The 20574-nt window shown below is 63.7% G+C and carries 17 protein-coding genes and 1 tRNA gene; 4 read left to right on the forward strand and 14 right to left on the reverse strand.

Annotated features, from left to right (window positions below):
* Positions 1-6 precede the first annotated feature (6 nt).
* The 7 genes from pqqB to CCOS865_RS02775 form a co-directional block, all read right to left on the reverse strand.
* The gene (pqqB, locus tag CCOS865_RS02745) at positions 7-918 is read right to left on the reverse strand and encodes a pyrroloquinoline quinone biosynthesis protein PqqB (protein ID WP_119137686.1); all 912 of its coding nucleotides are present in this window, start codon (positions 916-918) and stop codon (positions 7-9) included.
* Positions 919-1031: 113 nt separating this feature from the next.
* Positions 1032-1103: a pyrroloquinoline quinone precursor peptide PqqA gene (gene pqqA, locus CCOS865_RS02750; protein WP_008365141.1), complete on the reverse strand. Its 72-nt coding sequence runs from the start codon at positions 1101-1103 to the stop codon at positions 1032-1034.
* A 160-nt stretch (positions 1104-1263) separates the two neighbouring features.
* The gene (gene pqqF, locus CCOS865_RS02755) at positions 1264-3585 is read right to left on the reverse strand and encodes a pyrroloquinoline quinone biosynthesis protein PqqF (protein ID WP_119137688.1); all 2322 of its coding nucleotides are present in this window, start codon (positions 3583-3585) and stop codon (positions 1264-1266) included.
* A 53-nt stretch (positions 3586-3638) separates the two neighbouring features.
* Positions 3639-4427, reverse strand: coding sequence for a carbon-nitrogen hydrolase family protein (locus CCOS865_RS02760; RefSeq protein ID WP_119137690.1), 789 nt, complete (start codon positions 4425-4427; stop codon positions 3639-3641).
* 14 nt (positions 4428-4441) lie between these two features.
* On the reverse strand, positions 4442-6124 hold the full coding sequence (locus CCOS865_RS02765) for a flavin monoamine oxidase family protein (RefSeq protein ID WP_119137692.1): 1683 nt from the start codon (positions 6122-6124) through the stop codon (positions 4442-4444).
* Positions 6125-6284: 160 nt separating this feature from the next.
* On the reverse strand, positions 6285-6599 hold the full coding sequence (locus CCOS865_RS02770) for a helix-turn-helix domain-containing protein (protein ID WP_119137694.1): 315 nt from the start codon (positions 6597-6599) through the stop codon (positions 6285-6287).
* Positions 6577-6939, reverse strand: a complete 363-nt coding sequence (locus CCOS865_RS02775; protein WP_119137826.1) for a toxin — start codon at positions 6937-6939, stop codon at positions 6577-6579. The genes CCOS865_RS02770 and CCOS865_RS02775 overlap by 23 nt, the downstream gene beginning before the upstream one ends.
* Before the next feature lie 569 nt (positions 6940-7508).
* Between CCOS865_RS02775 and CCOS865_RS02780 the strand changes: the two genes are divergently transcribed.
* Positions 7509-7799, forward strand: coding sequence for a hypothetical protein (locus tag CCOS865_RS02780; RefSeq protein ID WP_119137696.1), 291 nt, complete (start codon positions 7509-7511; stop codon positions 7797-7799).
* Positions 7800-7816: 17 nt separating this feature from the next.
* On the opposite strand, the gene CCOS865_RS02785 is transcribed toward CCOS865_RS02780, so the two are convergent.
* A complete protein-coding gene (locus CCOS865_RS02785) occupies positions 7817-8278 on the reverse strand; it encodes an Lrp/AsnC family transcriptional regulator (protein WP_119137698.1) in 462 nt (153 codons plus the stop codon).
* A 153-nt stretch (positions 8279-8431) separates the two neighbouring features.
* Between CCOS865_RS02785 and CCOS865_RS02790 the strand changes: the two genes are divergently transcribed.
* Together CCOS865_RS02790 and CCOS865_RS02795 are read left to right on the forward strand one after the other, a co-directional pair.
* Complete coding sequence (locus CCOS865_RS02790) at positions 8432-9127, forward strand: CatB-related O-acetyltransferase (protein ID WP_119137700.1); 696 nt, start codon at positions 8432-8434, stop codon at positions 9125-9127.
* A 220-nt stretch (positions 9128-9347) separates the two neighbouring features.
* Positions 9348-10031, forward strand: a complete 684-nt coding sequence (locus tag CCOS865_RS02795; RefSeq protein WP_119137702.1) for a glycosyltransferase family 25 protein — start codon at positions 9348-9350, stop codon at positions 10029-10031.
* Here the strand turns inward: CCOS865_RS02795 and CCOS865_RS02800 are convergent.
* From CCOS865_RS02800 to rpsU, 6 genes are all read right to left on the reverse strand, one after another.
* Positions 10028-11170 (reverse strand): Fic family protein, encoded by a 1143-nt coding sequence (locus CCOS865_RS02800; protein ID WP_119137704.1) that lies wholly within the window; start codon positions 11168-11170, stop codon positions 10028-10030. The two genes, CCOS865_RS02795 and CCOS865_RS02800, sit on opposite strands and share 4 nt — an antisense overlap.
* Before the next feature lie 154 nt (positions 11171-11324).
* Positions 11325-11401 (reverse strand) — tRNA-Ile (locus CCOS865_RS02805).
* 15 nt (positions 11402-11416) lie between these two features.
* Positions 11417-14788 (reverse strand): bifunctional diguanylate cyclase/phosphodiesterase, encoded by a 3372-nt coding sequence (locus CCOS865_RS02810; RefSeq protein ID WP_119137706.1) that lies wholly within the window; start codon positions 14786-14788, stop codon positions 11417-11419.
* A 140-nt stretch (positions 14789-14928) separates the two neighbouring features.
* Complete coding sequence (rpoD, locus tag CCOS865_RS02815) at positions 14929-16779, reverse strand: RNA polymerase sigma factor RpoD (protein WP_119137708.1); 1851 nt, start codon at positions 16777-16779, stop codon at positions 14929-14931.
* A 67-nt stretch (positions 16780-16846) separates the two neighbouring features.
* A complete protein-coding gene (gene dnaG, locus CCOS865_RS02820) occupies positions 16847-18829 on the reverse strand; it encodes a DNA primase (RefSeq protein WP_119137710.1) in 1983 nt (660 codons plus the stop codon).
* 286 nt (positions 18830-19115) lie between these two features.
* A complete protein-coding gene (gene rpsU, locus CCOS865_RS02825; protein ID WP_003255575.1) occupies positions 19116-19331 on the reverse strand; it encodes a 30S ribosomal protein S21 in 216 nt (71 codons plus the stop codon).
* A 205-nt stretch (positions 19332-19536) separates the two neighbouring features.
* Here rpsU and tsaD point away from each other — a divergent pair, with 205 nt between their 5' ends.
* A complete protein-coding gene (gene tsaD, locus CCOS865_RS02830; protein WP_119137712.1) occupies positions 19537-20562 on the forward strand; it encodes a tRNA (adenosine(37)-N6)-threonylcarbamoyltransferase complex transferase subunit TsaD in 1026 nt (341 codons plus the stop codon).
* Positions 20563-20574 lie beyond the last annotated feature (12 nt).

Raw genomic sequence — 20574 nt, forward strand, 5'->3', positions numbered from 1 at the left:
GGCCTCCTACAGCTCGATGCTCATGCCGTCGAAGGCCACTTCGACGCCGCGGCGCTCGACTTCGGCGCGCTCGAGCGAGTCTTCATCGAGAATCGGGTTGGTGTTGTTGATGTGGATAAGCACCTTGCGTTGGCGGTCAAAGCCATCCAGCACCTCGAGCATGCCGCCCGGGCCATTCTGCGCCAGGTGGCCCATCTCGCGACCGGTGCGGGTGCCGACGCCACGCCGTTGCATTTCATCATCCTCCCACAGCGTGCCGTCGACCAGCAGGCAGTCGGCGCCGTGCATCATCTCCAGCAGCTTGGCATCGACCTGGCCCAGGCCCGGCGCGTAGAACAGCTTGCCGCCGGTGCGCAGGTCTTCGACCAGCAGGCCGAGGTTGTCGCCCGGGTGGGGGTCGAAGCGGTGCGGCGAGTAGGGCGGCGCGGCACTGCGCAGCGGGAAGGGGGTGAACCTGAGGTTGGGGCAGGCGTCGATGACGAAGCTGCCTTCGAGCTCGATGCGGTTCCACACCAGGCCGCCGTTCCAGTGGCTGAGCATGTTGAACAGCGGGAAGCCGGTGGTCAGGTCCTGGTGGACCATGTCGGTGCACCAGACCTGATGCGGGCAGCCTTCGCGCAGGCTGAGCAGGCCGGTGGTGTGGTCGATCTGGCTGTCGAGCAGGACGATCGCGTTGATGCCGGTGTCGCGCAGGGCGCGTGCCGGTTGCATCGGGGCGAAGGCTTGCAGCTGCGCGCGGATATCCGGCGAGGCGTTGCACAGGACCCAGTGCTCGCCGTCGTCGGACAGGGCGATCGATGACTGGGTGCGCGCCGTGGCACGCATTGAGCCGTCACGGTAACCCTTGCAGTTGACGCAGTTGCAGTTCCACTGCGGGAACCCACCGCCGGCGGCGGATCCGAGGATCTGGATGTACATGGCCACTCTCTATCGGAAAAACCAGCCTGATCGAAAAACCAGCCTAGTCGGAAAAACCAGCTGCAAAAACAAAGACGCCCCGGCGGACCGAGGCGTCGAACCGCAAGCAGGGCTTAGCGGCTGGCGAAGTACATGGTCACTTCAAAGCCGATACGCAGGTCAGTGTAAGCAGGTTTGGTCCACATGGGATTGCTCCTTCGGGATGGGTCTTGGGGGTTGTCAGCTATGGGTTAGGGTACCGCCTCGGCGAGGAGGTTCCCTTGGCTGGGATAGCGTTATCTTACAAGAAATTTTTGTACTAAAAGGTTAATTCTTTGAAATGCGCCGTTGCAGAACAGGTAACAATCAGTGCCATTGCTCGCTTGGCGCCGCGCTGTTGGCCAGGCACAACACACCCTGCTCGGCGTCGAGCAGCGCGTGCAGCAGCTCATCCAGCTGCGCTTGCTCGGTGTTGAGGATAGACCACTGCAGGCCAGCGAGGTCGGCGGGTTCTGCGCCCAAATAGGTCTGCCATGCCCAGTGCGCGACCTCGGCGTTGGGCATGGCGCTTTCCTCGAGCGCGTCGGCCAAGGCCTGGCGGGCGGGGCGGTCAAGGCTGACGCCGGCCCTGAGCAGATCGAGCAGATGGCCGAGGATCTGCGCCGGATTGGCGTGGGGGGATTGCACGCCGAACAGCAGGCCGCCGATCCCCTCTATCTGACGAAAGGCACTGAACACTGCGTAGCCCAGCTGCAGTTCCACCCGTAAACGTTGATACACCGGCCCCTGCAACAGCTGCGCGAGCAGCCGCCCGGCGCCTTGCAGTGGGGCGGGCAGCGGGCAGAACAGCAGCAGCGCATGTTCGCTGCCCCCCGTCTCCACATGCACCCAACGCCGACCCGGGCTGGCGGCCTTGGGTTGCGAGGCGGGCGCAACCTGGCCCCACGATCCCGCGTCCAGCACAGCCCCCAGGGCCGCTTGCTCCGCGCTGCCGAAGCCAACTGCCAGACCCTGCCAGGAGGCAGCCTGCCACACCGGGTCGAGCAGCGCCTGATCCAGCACACAGGCCGGTGAGGGTTGTGCCTGTGAAACGCTCATCACATCAGGCAGCACCTTGAGCAGGGCGCGGATCGGTATCAGCGGCGGTTCGCTCGACGGAGGCGCACGCCAGCTGTCGCTGTCCGGCGTGCGCAGTCGCAGCAGCGCCTCGTCCAGGGTGCGAATCACCGCTGCTGGCAGCCCCGCGCAGCGTAGCTGCCAACCGTCGCCAGCCTGGGTGAAATCGAGCTCGACCGAAGCGCGTGCGGCCCGCTCGATCAGGGGCCGCAGGGTGTGGGCGAGAACACCGTGCAAGCGGCCGCGCAGCGGTGAGGTAATCGACCAGCGCAGATAAACCGCGGCGAACTGGCGCGTCGCCGGTAGGCTCGCACTGACGCCCAGGCCAGGTGCCAGCGCTGCGCCCTTGGGGGGCAGATCAGTCTGCAGCAGCGGCTCGGCCGGCGGCAGTTGCCAGTGGCCATGGTCGCCGGTCGGCAGGCTGTCGAGCAGGGCTTGCAGGGCCTTGAGGCCGGGCTTGTCGAGCGAGTCGAAGGCGGTTTCGGTACTGTCCCGGCGAGCCAGTTCCAAGGCACTGGCGGCTTGCTCGCGGCGACGTTGCAACAGGCCGAACTGATGGTTCAGTGCGTCAGCGTCTGACTGGCGGATGAAACTCAGCCAGCTGCCGAGCAGGGCACGCACCTCGTTTGCACAGGCGCCATCGCTCAGTTGCAGGTGGATGTGCCAGAGCAACTGCCCGGCGAAATCATGCAGGGTTTCTGCCTTGAACTGTTCTAACCACCCACGCTGGCGCAGTGCCGCCAGCCAGCCACCCTGTCGGCTGTCAGCCAGGAGCGCGAGCAGCAGTTCAAGTGCCTGGCCTGCGCCCTCGGGGAGATGGTCGTGGGCGAACAGCAAGTCGAGGCGTGCGCTGTCGTTCGCCGGTTCGACCAGCGGCTGTTCGAGCAAGGCGGGCGGCAGGGATTGGGCGATTCGCGCGCCGCAGGCGAGCAGGCCAGCGCACTGCCTGGCGATGGCTTCAAGCGCGTCCAGCGGCTGCGGGCCGCACAGGCTCAGGACCATCTGGCCGGCCTGGTAGAAGCGTGTGTGGAAGTCGCGCAAGGCCTGCTGGAAGGCCGGGTCGTGCAGCGCCAAGGTATGCCGGTTACCGGCGTGAAAGCCACTCAGCGGATGCCGGGCGGACACCGTCTGCAGCAGGCTGAATGAGTGCTGCGCCTCGGGGTTGCGTGACCAGGCGATGAACTCGGCATGGATCACCTCGCGCTCGCGGCGCTGGCGCTCGATACCCAGGTCGGGCTCGGCGAGCATCTGGCACAGGCGCTCCAGGCCACCGGCCAACGCCATCGGCGGGACTTCGAAGAAGAACTCGGTGGTGCGCTCGCGGGTACTGGCGTTGACCTGGCCGCCCACGCCCTGGACGTAGCGCATCAGGCCGTCGGCCTGCGGGAAACGCTCGTTGCCGAGAAAGAACAGGTGTTCGAGAAAGTGCGCCAGGCCAGGCCATTTTGCCGGGGCGTCGTGGCTGCCCGCGTGCACCCGCAATGCCGCTGCCGCGCGTTTCAGGCGTGGGGCATGGCGCAGGGTGAGCTGCAGGCCATTGGCGAGGGTCAGGTGGCGGGTGGCGTCAGGCATGGGAGCTCCGGTGGTGAGCCACCATGCTAGCGTATTCGCCACCCATCGCGGGGTCAGCCCCGATGCAATTCCCGGCGCAGGTCGGTCAGGTAAGGGAACGCCTCACGCCCCTGCACCAGCCGCTCGTGCTCAAGCTCGGCGAGCAACTGGCACTCGTCGCGTCCGGCCATCGCCAGCAGGCTGCCATCCGGGCCGATGATGCTGCTCTGCCCGCAGTACTGGATCTCACCTTCTGCGCCACAGTAATTGGCGTACACCAGGTAGCACTGGTTCTCCTGCGCCCGCGAGCGCACGGTCACCTGGCAGACGAAGTCATAGGGCGTCATGTTGGCCGTCGGCACCAGGATCAGCTCGGCACCGGCCAGCGCCAGGCGCCGGGCGTTCTCGGGGAACTCGATGTCGTAGCAGATCAGCATGCCGACCTTCCAGCCGTCCAGTTCGACCACCGGGAAGTGGTCGGCCCCGGCGCTGAACATCGCCCGGTCGAGTTCGCCGAACAGGTGGGTCTTGCGGTAGTTGCACAGGCTGCGGCCATGCGCGTCGATCAACTGCACGCTGTTGTACAGCGCGCCGTCGTCGCCGCGCTCAGGGTAGCCGTAGACGATGGCGATGCGGTGCGCCTGGGCGATCTCCACCACCGCCATGGCCGACGGCCCGTCTTCGGCCTCGGCCAGGCGTTCGACCTGGGTCAGGCCGATGTTGTAGCCGCTCAGGTACATTTCCGGGCACACCAGCAGCTGCGCGCCACGCGCCGCTGCCAGTTGCGCCTGATGCTGCAGGCGTTCGAGGTTGCCGGGCACGTCCAGTGGTCTGGGCGCACCTTGGAACAGGGCGATACGCATGGCGCCTCCTTGTCTCAGTCGGCCAGGGCGATCGGCCCGATTTCAGGGAACACGTCGCCGGGGCCGGGGTTGTCCGAATGGGTCTTGCCACCCATGTGCCTGATGATACCCCACACCGCATTCAGCGACGTCTGCACCGCGCCCTCGACCCAGGCCGGGGTCCACGACACGTCGTCGCCGGCGATGAAGATACCGCGCTGTTCGCTGGGTAGCTGGTCCTGCATGAAGTGCGCGTACATCCGCTGGTTGTAACGGTAGTGCCCCGGCAGCGCGCCCTTGAAGGCCCCGAGGAAATGCGGGTCGGCTTCCCAGGAGATGGTGATCGGGTCGCCGATGATATGCCCGGCGATGTCGGTTTTCGGGTAGATCTTCTTCAAGGCATCCAGCGCGAGCTGCACGCGCTTTTCTACCGGATGCGGGAGCATCTTCAAGGCATCGCTCATCCACGCGTAGGAAAGGCAGATCACCCCCGGCTTGTCGTCGCCGTTGTCGAACAGGTAGGTGCCGCGGGTCAGCCGGTCGGTGAGGGTCATGCTCATCAGGTCGCGACCGGTCTCGGGGTCCTTGTCCTTCCAGAACGGCCGGTCGACCATGACGAAGGTCTTCGACGACTGCATGTAGCGGGTGCGGTCCAGGGCCATCCACATCTTTTGCGAGAACAGCGACTCCTCGCAGTCGATCTGGGTGGTCAGCAGCCAGCTCTGGCAGGTGGTCAGCACGGCCGCGTAATGCCGGCAGTCGCCCCAGTTGTCGGTGACCGCCAGGCGGCCATCGCTGGCGCGGGCGATGCGCTTGACCCCGGCGCGCGGCGCGCCGCAATGCAGGCTGCTCAGGCTGGTGCCCGCCGGCCAGTGGGCGCAGCGCTCCGGTACATGGCGCCAGATGCCTTGCGGCACTTGCTCGACGCCGCCGACGATCAGGTGCTGGTGGTCGTCGCAGTTGGTCATCACCACGCGGAAGATTTCCAGCATCGAGTTCGGGAAGTCCGAGTCCCAGCCACCGGTGCCGAAGCCCACCTGGCCGAACACCTCGCGGTGCTGGAAGCTCAGTTTGGCGAAGGCCTTGGAGGTGGCGACGAAGTCGTAGAAGGTGCGGTCGTCCCACAACGGCACCAGGGTGTTCCACAATTCCTTGAGGCGCGGCACGTCGCGGTCGCGGATCGCCTGCTGGATATCGCCGAAGCGCGCCCCGCTTTCCAGCGCATCGGCCCAGGCATCGGCCACTTCCTGGAACAGCGCCGGCAGGTCGGAGGCTTTCTCGGCGTAGTAGGTCTGGCCCTCGAGGTCGATCACCGTGCTGGGCGAGGCTGGCGTCAGCGGATTGGGGAACGGCTTGGTCTCCAGGCCCAGCTTGTCGACGTAGTGATAGAACGCCGTGGACGAGACCGGAAAGCGCATCCCGCCGAGCTCGGCGATGATCCCGTCGGTGCCGTTGAAGGCTTGAGAGCGCAGCCGGCCGCCCATCTTCGACGCCTCGTAGACCACCGGTTTGAGGCCCAGCTTCATCAATTCGTAGGCCGCCACCAGCCCGGCGATCCCGGCACCGACGATCGCCACCTCCTCGCCATGGCGTTCGGCGGGGATGCTGCCCAGGCCAGCGGGGTGCTCCAGCCAGTCGTCGAAGGCGAAGGGGAAGTCCGGGCCAAAGATGGTGATCGGCTTCTTACCGTCGGCGGGGTGGCGATTGTTGTTGTTCATGGGGTGACCTTGCCAGGGGCTGCGCGAGAGGCGGAGCCTGAGTATAGGAAATGCCTGGGGTCATTTTAGGGAGGGCTGGCGTCGTTATTAAGATCAGAACTGATGTCGATATGACTTATATTTAGTCATTCCGACGAGATTTTATGTAGTTATGACGTCTTTACCCCAGCGCAGCCAGATGCTCGACCGTGACTGGAAATTTCTGGACCAGGCGGATCAGTGCCACTGCCTGGGCGTTGGGTTTGGAGCGGCCCTGCTCCCAGTTCTCCAGTGTTCGAACATTGGTCCGCAAATAGGTGGCAAACACGGCGCGGGACATGTTCAGACGCTGGCGCAACTCCAGCAGTTCATTGGCGGCCAATGGGGCCAGGTCGCAGAAGGTCACTTTGTGGGAGCGCAGGGTGATCTTGCCGGCTCGCTCATCAGCGAGGGCATCGAAGCCCTCCATGAGCTCAGTGAAAAGATTGCGTGTCATGAGTCGTCCTATTCAGGTACTCGCGCTCCAGCGCCGCTCTGAGCAGGTGCCGCTGCGCTATGGTCAGGTCGTCTTGCATGCCCTTTTCGTAGAGCGCGAACAACCAGATTTGATGTCCAGGCATCCAGCAGTGATAGATCACCCTGATGCCACCTCGTTTACCCTTATGGCGCTGGGCATGGCTGAAGCGCATTTTGCGCAGGCCACCAGTGCCCGGAATCACGCAGCCGGCATGTGGCGACGTCAACAGTATCTGCTGGAGTAATCGGAACTCCTCGTCATCAAGGACTTCCTTTCGATGCCGCTCGAAAGCGGGCAATTCAATAAAGGTAGCTTCCATGCTCTGTACGTCATCTGCGTATAGTTTGTGGGGGCGCAGCGCGCCCGTCAAGGGGCAGCTGACGACCTCAGCCTATACGGCACTCCTGGTCAGAGGCGCTGGAGAGATTTGCTGATTGTTTCCGTTAAACGGTGCGTGGGGCAGGGTTGGAGAAGGCGGATACTGTGGGCTGAGCGGATGTGTGCCGGTTGAAAATGATGCGAGGCGGCAGCGATGGCGACCTTCAAATCAATGCTGTACCGGGGCTCCGCGTACTCCCGGATAGGACCTGTCCTACAGATCATCAAAAACCAAGGAAGTATCCTACGCGCGCCATAGCCTCGGTCTGGCTGCGCGGGTTCTGCTTCATCGCTAACTTCACGGAGTCGCCGCACATCGGCGATCGGGCGTGAGAACCCGGCGGTTATTCGTAGAGGCACGCTGTTATGGCAGTTGTGCACGGGCAGGCTCGCCTGGCCGGAATCTGAAGCCTCTACGATCGCCGGTTCTCACTCCGTGCACGGCTGCCACCTATTCCCGTGAGAAGGCATGGGCAGTGGCCACCCTGAAGTGGATCCGAGGCCAATCCTGTGAAAAAAATCGTTCCAGACCCACCCATCAAGCTGAACCCCACCACCGAGCAGCCCTTCAGCACCTGTGGCTCCAGCCACCCGCCAGTGTTCTTCGTCCGCTCCGGCACAGACGCCGCCGACGCCCTGGTGCATGTCAGCCTGCTGGCCGATGGTATTCGGCAGATGGCCGACGACTACGCCCAGCGCCATGTCGACCCACAGCATCACGGTTACATCATGACCGTCGTGCAGTCTGCCGAGGCGATCAAGGCCCTCAGCGATGCCGTGCTCGACGGCATGAACGCCTAAGCGAAAGACGCGGCCGGTCAGCCCGGCTGGCCGCGGTCGACCTTGCTGCTGAGAATGATCGACGTGGTGGTCTTCTCCACCCCTTCCAGGCTGCCGATCTGGTCCAGCAACTGGTCCAGTTGCTCGGGCGAATCGCTGTGCAGCCAGGCCACGTAATCGAACTCGCCACTCACTGCGCACAGCTGCTGGACCTGGCCCATGGCGCCCATGCGCCGCACCACTTCCTTGCCCGCCCGCGGTTGCACCTTGATCCCCACGTAGGCCTGCAGGCCACCGCCGAGCAGGCGTTGGCCCAAGCGTACGCCGTAGCCGCTGATGACCTTGCTCTTCTCCAGCCGCGCCAGGCGCGAATTGACCGTGGTGCGGGCGATGCCCAGGTGCCGGGCGAGGGTCGCCACGCTTTCGCGCGCGTTGATCTGCAGCAGGGCGATGAGCCGACGATCGACGTCGTCGAGGGCGATGGGGCGCGAATCGGACATGGTGAGTCTCTTTTCTGGACGCACTAGCCTAGTCAGCCCAGACCATGTCTGGCAAGGCTGCTGCACTGGCGTTGGTATTCCCTCCGGCAGACGCTAGGATAGCGCCCGGTTGCCAGCGGGTAGCCAGACGACGGCTACACGTGAGGGCGGTGCATGAATCTCAAAGACTGGTACTGGCGACGCTGGATTCGTCGGCACGACTGCAAACTCAGCACGCCGGTCTCGGCCTTCGGCAAGCGTGCCCGGTTGACCCTCGAGCAAGGTGTGCGGATCGGCGATGTCGCCGTCGGCGTGGCCACCTACGAGGTGTCGATCGGCGCCCATACCTACATGCGCAGCGACGGTTCGCTGGATGTCGTGGCGTCGATCGGCCGCTATTGCTCGATCGGCAGCGCCGTGGTCATCGGCCAGGAAAAGCACGCCCACCCCAGCGACTGGCTCAGCACCCATCCGTTCCAGTTCACCGATACCCAATGGCAGTACGACCAGCCGAGAAAACCCGCGCGGGTAGGCCATGACGTCTGGATAGGGCAGGGCGCGATGATCATGGAGGGGGTCGAGGTCGGTACCGGCTCGATCATCGCCACCCGCGCGCTGGTCACCCAGGATGTGCCGCCCTACGCCGTGGTCGCGGGTTTCCCGGCCAAGGTGATCCGCTACCGTTATCCCGAAGACGTGATCGAACGCTTGCTCGCCTCGCGCTGGTGGGAGCGTGATACCCAGCAGTTGGTCGACCTGCCGCTGCACGATGCGCTGGCCTGCCTGGAGCAGATCGAAGGGCTGGCACCGGCGCGCTACTCGCGCATTGATGTGACACGCAAGGGCTGCAAGGTGCTGGCGGTGCAGTGAGGTTGAAACCGCCGAGATTGTCGGCGTTGTTGCGCCGACGGTCGCAGATTGAGTAAAAAGGATTACAGCAAGCCGAACGGAACACACTACTGTATCTCTCATGCCCGCTCAGACCTGTGGATCAGGTGGTCGGGTATGTCTGGTCGACACAATGAGCCATGGCCCCCCGCGCTGCTGAACAGCGCGGGGGGCGCCCTCACCTGTTTCGAGAGAGCAAGGGATGACCAAAGCCAAGGATCTTAGCCGTCTGGCGATTGACGGCGTGTTTTGCATCAGCCTCCACGCGCGCAGCGACCGGCGCGAATTGTTGCGCCGTGAGTTTGTTGGCAGTGGGCTGCAGATAGAGTTCATACGGGTCGAGCCGGACAGCGATAACCCTGAGCGCGGCTGCTTCAATTCACATATGCAGTGCGCCCGTGCGGCGGTGGAGCGCGGCTATCGGCGTGTGCTGATCCTTGAGGACGATGCCACCCTGCTGGCGTTCGAGCCGATTCAGGTGGAGCGGATCAACCGCTTTTTCCAGCACCACGATCCGCAACTTTTCTACCTCGGGGCGAACCTGGGCAAGGTCTGGCTGACCTGGCGCCGCGGCATCGCACGGGTTCGCGCCCGCGGCACGCATGCCTATGTCCTCTCCAATCATGGCTGTCGACGCTTGTTGCAGCAGGCGACGTATGAAGGTGTGGCGATCGACCGGGTTTTCTCCCAGCGCTTCAGGGCCTACATGGCGTTCCCGATGCTGAGCCAGCAGCAGCCCGAGGAAGTGTCCTCCAGCGATATCCTCCGTGCCCGCTCCAGCGATGGGACCTTCGCCGATGCGGCGTTCTGGCGTGACAACTGGCGCCGGCAGTACCGCGAGGTCGTGCGCAACTTCGCCAAGACCTTGTTGTTGCGGGATCTTTAATCGGCAGGCCAGCTGATCTGATAGCGCGTGCTGCGCCCGCCACCGGGCAAGCGCAGCAGGCAGCCTTTCTCCAGCAAGTCACTCAGGTGGCGGGTTGCAGTGGCCTTGGATACCTTCGCCACCGCCTGGTATTGCGCCGCACTGATGCCATCGGCAAAGCCGCCGCGCGGGTTGAACAGGTCGCCATCGAGCAGACGGTTGAGCACCTTGATCTGTTCACTGGACAGCACCTGCTGACGATGCCGCTGCCAGAAGCGTGCCTTGCCCAGCACACGGTCGATTCGCGCCAGGGCCTGCTCAAGGCTTTGCAGCAACGTCTGCAGGAACCACAGCAACCAGGCGGTGATGTCCAGGCCGTCCTTCTGGCTATGCTCGAGAATCTCGTAGTACCCGCGGCGGTTGTTCAGGATGCTGGCTGACATGGCGTGAAAGCGAATCGCCTGCGGCTCGCCTTGAGCGAGTGCCAGGTCAGTGAGTGCACGCGTCAAGCGGCCGTTACCGTCATCGAAAGGGTGCAGGGTGACGAACCAGAAATGGGCGATCCCAGCGCGCACCAGCGGGTCGATGCCAGGGTCTTGCCCTGTGGCGGCGAACCAGTCGAGGAAGGTCGCAAGCTGAGCCTCCAGTCCTTGCCGAGGAGGTGCCTCGAAGTGCACCGTGGGCCGGTCGATGCGCCCGGACACGACCTGCATGGGTTCTTCGCCACGCAGGGCACCGACGCGGATGGGGTTGCCCAGCCCGTGGCCAGCGGCAGGAAACAGGAGTTGATGCCAGTGCAGCAGGCGCTCCAGCGTCAGCGGCTTGGCATACGCCTGGGTGGCGTCGAGCATCAGTTCGGCCAAGCCTTCGCTGCGTGCGGTGCCGGGCACCGGGGCATCGAGGCCCAGGCGCCGGGCCAGCGATGAACGCACTGACTCGACATTGAGCTGTTCGCCCTCGATTGCCGAGCTGGTGACGATATTCTGCAGTAACGCATCCAGGGTGTTTTGCGCCTGCGTGTCGCTATCGACCACGCCCGCCATGCCCACCAGCTTGCCTTGGGCCTGGACGCAGGCACGCAGCAGCGGTGCCAATGGCTGCGCTTGCCAGCTGAACCGTGGCCAGTTCGCGTGTTGCCAGATCCACAGGGGTAGGGGCATGAGGTGTCCGTAGTGAGTGAGCCGATTACGAATGCTATTCGGCTCATTATGTGAGCCGATTATCAGCGCTAATCGGCTCATCGTCCAGTTGGGCGCCTGCCTGGCCTGTCGCCAGAAACGAAAAAGCCGCGCAAATGCGCGGCTTTCGTGTACTTGGTGGGCCCACACGGACTTGAACCGTGGACCAAAGGATTATGAGTCCTCTGCTCTAACCAACTGAGCTATAGGCCCCAGAAGGTGGCGCGATTATAACGAGGGTTTCGAACGGGTGCCATCCGAAAGATCCGATAGTGCTATGCGAAGAAAGCTCGCGGCGAATTCCTGTGCGGGCAGCGGCAGGCTGACGATGTAGCCCTGGATCTGCTCGCAGCCTTCGGCGGCAAGGAAATGCTGCTGGGCCTGGTTTTCGACCCCTTCGGCAATGATCGTCAGCTGCATGCTGCGCCCCAGGGCAATGATGGCGCGGGCGATCGCGGCGTCGTGGGGGTCGTCGGGCAGGCCGCGGATGAACGACTGGTCGATCTTGAGGATGTCCAGCGGCAGGCGCTTGAGGTAGCTGAGGGATGAATAACCGGTACCGAAGTCGTCGATCGCCAGCTGCACGCCCAGTTGCTTGAGCTGGTGCAGCACACTCAAGGCTTCCTCGGCCTGGCTCATGATGAAGTTCTCGGTGATCTCCAACTGCAGGTCGCCGGCCTGCAACTGGTAGGTCCTGAGCAACTGTTCGATGCGCTTGGCCAGGTTGGGCTGGCGCAGTTGCGCGCCTGCCAGGTTGATCGACAGGGGGCCGAACGCTTGATAGCCGGTCTTCCAGCTGTGCATCTGGCGGCAGGCCTGCTCCAGCACCCAGTCGCCGAGCTGGAGAATGGTGCCGTTTTCTTCGGCAAGGTGGATGAAGTGCTCGGGCGGGACTTCGCCCAGGCTCGGGTGGCTCCAGCGGATCAGCGCCTCGGCGCCGACCAGGCTCTGGGTCTTGAGGCTGAACTTGGGCTGGTAGCACAGGCTCAGCTCATTGCGTTCGATAGCCCGGCGCAGCTCATGCTCGAGGGCCACGCGCATGCTGGCCTGGGCGGTGAGGTCGCGGGTGTAGGCTTCGACACGGTTGCGGCCCTTGGCCTTGGAGCGGTACATGGCGGCATCGGCGTTGCGGATCAGGTTGGCGACGTCGCTGCCGTCCTGTGGATACAGGCTGATGCCGATGCTGGCGCTGCTGAAGAACTCGTGCTCGCCGGCCTGGAACGGTGCGCTGAAGCAGGCCAGCAGCTTGTTGGCGATGGCGCTGGCGTCACTGGGCTTGTGCAGGCCAGGCAGGAGGATGATGAATTCGTCGCCGCCCAGGCGGGCGACCGTGTCGACATCACGCACCTGCTCCTTGAGCCGCTGGGCGATGCCCTTGAGCAGCAGGTCGCCGACCGGATGGCCGAGGCTGTCGTTGATGTGCTTGAAGCGGTCGAGGTCGAGGAACAGCACCGCGCCCTGGCGGTTGGAGGCCTGCGCGCAACTGAGTGCGGCCTGCAGGCGGTTTTCGAACAGTGCGCGGTTGGGCAGGCCGGTCAGCGGGTCGTGGTGGGCCTGGTAGTCGAGCTTGGCCTGGGCGTGCTTGAGGCTGGAGATGTCGGCGAACACGGCGACGAAGTGGGTGATCTCGCGCTCGCTGTTGCGCACTGCACTGATGGTCAGCCAGCTGGGATACAACTCGCCGTTCTTGCGTTTGTTGTAGATCTCGCCTTGCCAGTGGCCTTCAGCGGTGAGCTGATGCCACATGGCGGCATAGAACGCGCTGTCGTGCTGGCCAGACGCCAGCAGGCGCGGCGTCTGGCCGAGTGCTTCGATTTCGCTGTAGCCGGTGATCTCGCTGAAGGCGCGGTTGACGGCACTGATGCGCTGCTCGGTGTCGGTGATCAGCACGCCTTCGGCGGTGTTCTCGAAGACGGTGGCGGCCAGTTGCAGTTTTTCCTGCATGAGGTGGCGCTCGGTGATGTCCCGGGCGATGGTCAGCATGCAGTCGACCCCAGCGATCGGCAGTGGCCGTGCGGAGACTTCGCAGAGGCGGATCTGCCCGTCGCTGCGGCGGATGTGGCAGCTGAAATCGCGCACGAAGCCGTCTTGCTGGAGCTTGTCGATCATGCGCCGGCGTTCGTTGAGGTCGACCCAGATGCCCAGGTCGAGCGAGGTCTGGTCGAGGCTCGGGTTGAGGTCATAGCCGGTCAGGCGGCAGAAGCCTTCATTGACTTCGATCAGCAGGCCGTCGCTTTGCCGGGACAGCAGCAGGCCGTCGGGGGAGGCGTGGAAGGCCTTGGCGAACTTCTGCTCGGACAGGCGCAGCGCATCTTCAGTGCGCTTGGTCTCGCTGATGTCGATCATCAGGCCGCGCATCACCGGGCGGTGGCCCTGTTCGATCATGCTGACGATGTTGCGCACCCACAGGGTCTGGCCGTCGGCGCGGATCACCCGGTAATCGAGGCTGTGGTCGCGCCCCACGGCCGTTTCGCTCTCGCAGTAGGCCTGGGCCCAAAGGGCATCCTCGGGGTGCAGGATGCTGCGCCAGAAGCCCGGCTTGAGCCAGTCGTTGAGGGCGAAACCGAGCAGGTCCTCGGCGTGTGGCGAGACGTAGCTGTAGGTAAAGTCGTTGGCGTCGGCTTCCCAGGCGATCGCCGACAGGCTCTCGACCAGGCTGCGGTAGTGGTACTCGCTGCTGCGCAGTTCCTGTTCGAGGGCGATGCGCCGGGAGATCTCCGAACTCAGGCGGCGGTTGACGCGCATCACGGCGGCCAGGATCGCCACCAGCAACAGCACGCCTGGCAGGCCATAGAGCAGCATGTCGTGCCAGAAACTGCGTTGGTCGATGACGTTGCCCACCCAGCGCTGCTGGATATCACTGATTTCGGCGCTGCTCATGTCCGCCATGACCTTGTCGAGAATGCCCACCAGCACCTTGTTGTCGCGCGGCACGGCCATCGCCAGTTGATAGCGATAGGGCGTTTCGCCGCTGACATAGAGGCCGTCCAGCTTGAGCTGGCGCAGGCTCCAGATGCTCGACGCGAGGTCGCCGACCACCGCGTCGACCTCGTCGGTGGCCAGTGCCTGGAGCGCCGAGCTGACATTGGGCAGGGCCACCAGGTTGAGGTCCGGGTGGTGGGTGCGCAGCAGTTCGTGGGGGGCGTAGTTTTCCACCACGGCGACTTTCAGGCCGTACAGGTCCTTGAGGGTGCGCGGTTGCCGGCCGCCCTCGTGCGCCAGGATAACGATCGGGAAGTCCAGGTAAGGGCGGGTGAACGACAGGTAGTTCTGCCGCTCGGGGGTCGACATGATGCCGGGCAGCAGGTCGAGCTGGTTGTGCCGCGCCTGCTCCAGCACCTGGCCCCAGTTGGTCGGTTCGATCGGCGTGAGCGTCACGCCAAGACGCTGTTGAATCAGGGCGATGTAATCGGCGGCCAATCCCTGGTAATGGCCCTCCTGATCGCGGAACTCGAAGGGGGGCCAGGATGCATCGACGCCCAGGCGCAGCTGGGGGTGGGCGCTGAGCCAGGCTTTTTCTTCATCGGTCAGGGTCAGGGCGCCGGCGGTTGCGCTCCAGATACACAGGATCAGCAGCAGAAGGGCCGGCATTGTCGGCATAGCGGCCTCTCGGTCCAGATGGTCTGATTTCGAGTGTAGACGGGCATTGTGCCGGTTGTTGCGGGGCAGACGATTAACTTGCCGGCGGTCCAGGGTTTGTGACGCCCAAGAAAAACCCCGGCCTAGGCCGGGGTTTGTCATCACTCGTCGAGGAAGGAGCGCAGATGCTCGCTTCGGGTCGGATGGCGCAGCTTGCGCAGCGCCTTGGCTTCAATCTGACGGATCCGCTCGCGGGTCACGTCGAACTGTTTGCCTACCTCTTCGAGGGTGTGGTCGGTGTTCATGTCGATACCGAAACGCATGCGCAGCACTTTGGCTTCACGTGCGGTCAGGCCGCCAAGGACGTCACGGGTGGCTTCCTTGAGGCTTTCGACCGTGGCCACGTCGATCGGGGACTGCATGGTCGAGTCCTCGATGAAGTCGCCCAGGTGCGAATCTTCGTCATCACCAATCGGCGTCTCCATGGAGATGGGCTCTTTGGCGATCTTCAGCACCTTGCGGATCTTGTCCTCGGGCATCTCCATGCGCTCACCGAGCTCTTCCGGGGTCGGTTCGCGACCCATTTCCTGCAACATCTGCCGGGAAATACGGTTGAGCTTGTTGATCGTCTCGATCATGTGCACCGGAATACGGATGGTGCGCGCCTGGTCGGCGATCGAGCGGGTGATCGCCTGGCGAATCCACCAGGTGGCGTAGGTCGAGAACTTGTAACCGCGACGGTATTCGAACTTGTCCACCGCCTTCATCAAGCCGATGTTGCCTTCCTGGATCAGATCGAGGAACTGCAGGCCACGGTTGGTGTACTTCTTGGCGATCGAGATCACCAGACGCAGGTTGGCCTCGACCATTTCCTTCTTGGCGCGGCGAGCCTTGGCTTCACCGATCGACATGCGACGGTTGATGTCCTTGATTTCCGCGACGGTCAGGCCGGTCTCGGTTTCAAGGTCGACCAGCTTCTGCTGGCAGGCAACGATCGCGTCGTTCTTTTCGCCCAGTGCGGCAGCCCACTTGGTGCTGCGCTTGGAGAGGTCACCGCTCCAGGTCTGGTCGACTTCGTTGCCCGGGAACAGGCGCAGGAAGTCGGCACGCGGCATGCGAGCATCACGCACGCACAGCTGCATGATGGCGCGTTCTTGCTGACGCAGACGGTCCAACGCACCACGAACGCGCTCGACGAGCACTTCGAACTGCTTGGGTACCAGCTTGATCGGCATGAACAGATCAGCCAGGGCCTGCATCGCGCCGATGCTTTCGGCATGGCTGCGGCCGTGCTTTTTCAGCGCCTTGAGGGTGATGACGAGCTGGTCGGAAACTGCGCCGAAACGCTGGGCAGCGATGACCGGATCGGGACCGCTTTCGGTCTCTTCCTCTTCGTCGTCGCCGTCCTTTTCCTCTTCCTCGTCGTCGGCCTCTTCCTTCGCGGCAGCGGCCTTGGCACCCGGAACGGGTACTTCTTCGGTCGGTGCCGCGATGTTGTCGTCAGGGTCGATATAACCGCTGAGGACGTCGGACAGGCGACCCCCTTCGGTGGTGACTCGATCGTACTCGCTGAGGATATGGTCGACGGTGCCCGGGAAATGAGCGATAGCGCCCATGACTTCACGGATACCTTCTTCGATCCGCTTGGCGATTTCGATCTCGCCTTCGCGGGTCAGCAGCTCGACAGTACCCATTTCACGCATGTACATGCGCACTGGGTCGGTCGTGCGGCCGATATCGGTCTCAACGGCGGCCAACGCTGCGGCGGCCTCTTCGGCTGCGGCTTCGTCAGTGTCGGCTTCCGCCAACAACAGGGCATCCGCATCCGGAGCAGTCTCGAATACGTTGATCCCCATGTCGTTGATCATGCGGATGATGTCTTCCACCTGTTCAGGATCTGAAATATCCTCAGGCAGGTGGTCGTTGACCTCCGCGTAAGTCAGGTAGCCCTGCTCACGACCGCGGGTGATCAACTCTTTGATACGAGATTGCTGTTGCGCTTTTCCGGACATAACACCCTATCCACTGAAGGTCTTGGCGGGCAAAAAACAAGCCGAGGATTATACCCGAGCTAGGACCTCACGCGCCAGATGAGGTCGGGTTTTGTGCGGGAACATTACGGCTCAGCAGGGCAAGAAGCTGAGATTTTTCCTCTGTACTCAAGTCACTTTGACGTGCTTTGCGCATCAGATGTTCCAGGCTGCGCTCGCGTTGGCGGGCGGACAAGCTAGTAATGGTGTCGAAAAACTGTTGTTCAAGGTTGTCGGCATCGATCAGCCATTCCTTTTCGGCCAATGCACGCAGCAAGCGGCCTTGGTCAGTCCCGTGCCAGCGTGCAATCAGCTGCATAGAGCTTAGCTTAGGATTCTTCTGCGCGGCTTCGATCAGCGCCACCAGCAGTTGGTTGTAGACGTGTTCTTCGTCCGCGAAGTGGCTGGCATCTTCGACCTTGCCGGCCAGCAGCGGGTGGTGCAGCAGGGTGCGCAGGGCCGACAGGGTCGGCGGCTCGACCGGCGCCGGGACGCGTGGTGGTGCCTCGCGTTGGCCGTCGCGCTGCCAGGGTTTGCCGCCCTTCTTGTCCCAGGGTTTTTTATCCCACTGCTTCTTGCCGGTGCCTTTGTTCGGCGTCCACGGCTGCTGTTGCTGCTGGCCGCCGCCGTAGTCGGGCTGGTGCGCGTCAGCAAAGTCGGGGGTGTAGCTGGCCATGGCATCGTAGTCGTAGCCAGGGTCGTAGTCGGGCACGCTGGCGGCCGGTGCGTGCTGCGTCAGCTGCTCCACCTGCTGGGTGTCCAGGCCGGTGATTTCCTTCAGGCGATTGCGCATCAGCTGACGCAGGTTGGCGCCGGGGACCTTTTCGATCAGCGGTGCGGCCAGGGTCGCCATGTGCGCCTTGCCTTCGAGCGAGCGCGGGTCGGCTTCGTTGCTCAACTGCTCGAAGAAGTAGTCGGCCAGCGGCTGTGCGTGCTGGTGGATGCGCGCGCGGAAGGCGTCGGTGCCCTCGGCGCGGACCAGGGTGTCCGGGTCTTCGCCTTCGGGCAGGAACAGGAAGCGCGCGCGCCGGCCGTCCTGCAGGCTGCTCAGGGTCGACTCGAGGGCGCGCCAGGCGGCTTTACGCCCGGCCTGGTCACCGTCGAAGCAGAACAGCACGCTGGGCACGACCCGAAACAGGCGCTTGAGGTGCTCTTCGCTGGTCGCCGTGCCCAGGGTCGCCACGGCATTGCGCAGGCCTTGCTGGGCCAGGGCAATGACGTCCATGTAGCCTTCGACCACGATGATCTCGTCGAGGTTGCGGTTGTGCTTGCGCGCCTCGAACAGGCCGTACAGCTCCTGGCCCTTGTGGAACACCGGAGTTTCCGGCGAGTTGAGGTACTTGGGCTTGTCGTCGCCCAGGACCCGGCCGCCAAAGGCGATGACCCGGCCACGGCTGTCGCGGATCGGGAACATCACGCGGTCGCGGAAGCGGTCGTAGCGTTTGCCGCTCTCGGCGTTCTCGATCAGCAGGCCGGCATCGATCATGACCTTTTGCTGCAGGCTGTCGGCGCCCAGGTGCTTCATCAGGTTGTCCCAGCCGGGCGGGGCGAAGCCCAGGCTGAAGTCGCGGGCGATTTCACCCGACAGGCCGCGGCCCTTGAGGTAGTCGACCGCCGCCTTGCGCGTCTGGTGGCTGCGCAGCGCCTGCCGGTAGAACTCGGCGGCGGCTTCGAGCAGCGGATACAGCGGTGAGTCGGTGGGCTGACGGGGCTTCTGCCCGCGTCGGCCTTCCTCGCGGGGCACTTCCATGCCCGCCGTGCGCGCCAGGTCCTCGACCGCCTGGGGGAAATCCAGGTTGTCGTGGTCCATGACGAAGCCAAGTGCGTTGCCCCCGGCGCCGCAACCAAAGCAGTAGTAGAACTGCTTGTCGGGGCTGACGGTAAAGGAGGGGGTTTTTTCCTTGTGGAACGGGCAGCACGCAGAGTAGTTCTTGCCAGCCTTTTTCAGCTGGATGCGCGAACTCACCACGTCGACGATGTCGGTGCGGTTGAGAAGGTCGTCGATAAAACTCTGGGGAATCAGCCCGGCCATGGCAGTCTCGTCATCTTGCAACAGGCAAGTCTAATCGCTAACGCAAGGATGCGGGGAGGTGTAGCGGATTCGGGTGGAGCGAGGGGAGTGTGCTCGTCGCCAGCCACAAGGGCTCGTCAGACAGGGACGGCACGACTGGTCCAGGACCAGTTCTGACGTGTTGTAGCAGCTTGCCGGTTGCACATCGCAACTGGCGCCTCGGGTTTGCACCTGAGGTGTGTAGCAACCGCTGCCAGCGGCCCGGCGTTAACCGGGCAGGGCAGAAGCTTTGTGACGAACGTCTGTATTAGTACAGACGAACGGCACGGCGCTGTTCGCGCTGTACTTTCTTCGCGTGACGCTTGACTGCAGCAGCAGCCTTACGCTTACGCTCAGCGGTTGGCTTCTCATAAAACTCGCGGCTACGCACTTCAGCCAGTACACCGGCTTTCTCGCAGGAGCGCTTGAAGCGACGCAGAGCTACGTCGAAGGGTTCGTTCTCTTTTACTTTGACGGCTGGCATCCAGGGCTACCTTCATTCGTTACCGGGGTAGACGTACTCCTGACAAAAATAAAGATGCGCTGGAGAACGTCGGTTTTCAAGGGTTGCGGATGTTAACGCTTAGCTAGCCGGAATGCAAAGCCTCTGATCGAAAACCGCTGGTCGGCACTGGGCACGGGGACTATCATGCGCGCCTTCGAATTCAGCCTCCACAGGGCACGAACCCATGCTAGTACTGGGATTGGAAACATCCTGCGACGAAACTGGCGTCGCATTATACGACAGTGAACGCGGCCTGTTGGCCGACGCGCTGTTCAGCCAGATCGACCTGCACCGCGCTTACGGCGGGGTGGTGCCCGAGCTCGCCTCGCGTGATCACGTCAAGCGCATGCTGCCGTTGATTCGCCAGGTGCTGGAGGAGGCCGGCGCGGTCGCCACCGAGATCGACGCGATCGCCTACACGGCGGGTCCTGGCCTGGTTGGCGCCCTGCTGGTGGGCGCTTCCTGCGCGCAGGCGATGGCGTTTGCCTGGGACATCCCGGCGATCGGCGTGCACCACATGGAAGGCCACTTGCTGGCACCGATGCTTGAAGAGCAGCCGCCAGAATTTCCGTTCGTCGCTTTGTTGGTGTCCGGCGGCCATACCCAGCTGGTGCGGGTCGATGGCATCGGCCAATACCAGTTGCTCGGCGAGAGCCTGGACGACGCGGCGGGCGAAGCATTCGACAAGACCGCCAAGCTGATCGGCCTCAACTACCCCGGTGGGCCAGAAATTGCCCGGCTGGCGGAGCAGGGCGTGCCGGGTCGGTTTGTCTTCCCGCGGCCGATGACCGACCGTCCAGGCCTGGAATTCAGCTTCAGTGGCTTGAAGACGTCAGCGCTCAACACCTGGAACAAGTGCCGGGCGGCCGGCGACGACACCGAGCAGACCCGTTGCGACGTGTCGCTGGCGTTCCAGCAGGCGGTGGTCGACACGCTGACCATCAAGTGCAAGCGCGCCCTGCAGCAGACCGGCCTCAAGCGCCTGGTGATCGCCGGTGGCGTGAGCGCCAACACGGCCCTGCGCGCATCGCTGGAAGGCATGCTTGCCGGGATCAAAGGCAATGTCTATTACGCGCGGCCGCGGTTTTGCACCGACAACGGCGCGATGATCGCCTATGCCGGCTGCCAACGCCTGCTCGCCGGGCAACAGCAGGATCTGGCGATCAGCGTTCAGGCGCGCTGGCCGATGGAGCAGTTGCCCGCGCTGTAACAGTGATTGTGG

The sequence above is a fragment of the Pseudomonas reidholzensis genome (assembly GCF_900536025.1).
GTDB lineage: Bacteria > Pseudomonadota > Gammaproteobacteria > Pseudomonadales > Pseudomonadaceae > Aquipseudomonas > Aquipseudomonas reidholzensis.

Excerpts from the sequence above, each read along its gene's own strand:
- rpoD (WP_119137708.1), bottom strand. The coding sequence starts at position 16,779 with ATGTCCGGAAAAGCGCAACAGCAATCTCGTATCAAAGAGTTGATCACC.
- CCOS865_RS02790 (WP_119137700.1), top strand. The coding sequence starts at position 8,432 with ATGAATCTCAAAGACTGGTACTGGCGACGCTGGATTCGTCGGCACGAC.
- tsaD (WP_119137712.1), top strand. The coding sequence starts at position 19,537 with ATGCTAGTACTGGGATTGGAAACATCCTGCGACGAAACTGGCGTCGCA.
- CCOS865_RS02800 (WP_119137704.1), bottom strand. The coding sequence starts at position 11,170 with ATGCCCCTACCCCTGTGGATCTGGCAACACGCGAACTGGCCACGGTTC.
- CCOS865_RS02770 (WP_119137694.1), bottom strand. The coding sequence starts at position 6,599 with ATGACACGCAATCTTTTCACTGAGCTCATGGAGGGCTTCGATGCCCTC.
- CCOS865_RS02785 (WP_119137698.1), bottom strand. The coding sequence starts at position 8,278 with ATGTCCGATTCGCGCCCCATCGCCCTCGACGACGTCGATCGTCGGCTC.
- rpsU (WP_003255575.1), bottom strand. The coding sequence starts at position 19,331 with ATGCCAGCCGTCAAAGTAAAAGAGAACGAACCCTTCGACGTAGCTCTG.
- CCOS865_RS02810 (WP_119137706.1), bottom strand. The coding sequence starts at position 14,788 with ATGCCGACAATGCCGGCCCTTCTGCTGCTGATCCTGTGTATCTGGAGC.
- CCOS865_RS02760 (WP_119137690.1), bottom strand. The coding sequence starts at position 4,427 with ATGCGTATCGCCCTGTTCCAAGGTGCGCCCAGACCACTGGACGTGCCC.
- pqqF (WP_119137688.1), bottom strand. The coding sequence starts at position 3,585 with ATGCCTGACGCCACCCGCCACCTGACCCTCGCCAATGGCCTGCAGCTC.
- CCOS865_RS02775 (WP_119137826.1), bottom strand. The coding sequence starts at position 6,939 with ATGGAAGCTACCTTTATTGAATTGCCCGCTTTCGAGCGGCATCGAAAG.
- dnaG (WP_119137710.1), bottom strand. The coding sequence starts at position 18,829 with ATGGCCGGGCTGATTCCCCAGAGTTTTATCGACGACCTTCTCAACCGC.
- CCOS865_RS02765 (WP_119137692.1), bottom strand. The coding sequence starts at position 6,124 with ATGAACAACAACAATCGCCACCCCGCCGACGGTAAGAAGCCGATCACC.
- pqqB (WP_119137686.1), bottom strand. The coding sequence starts at position 918 with ATGTACATCCAGATCCTCGGATCCGCCGCCGGCGGTGGGTTCCCGCAG.
- CCOS865_RS02795 (WP_119137702.1), top strand. The coding sequence starts at position 9,348 with ATGACCAAAGCCAAGGATCTTAGCCGTCTGGCGATTGACGGCGTGTTT.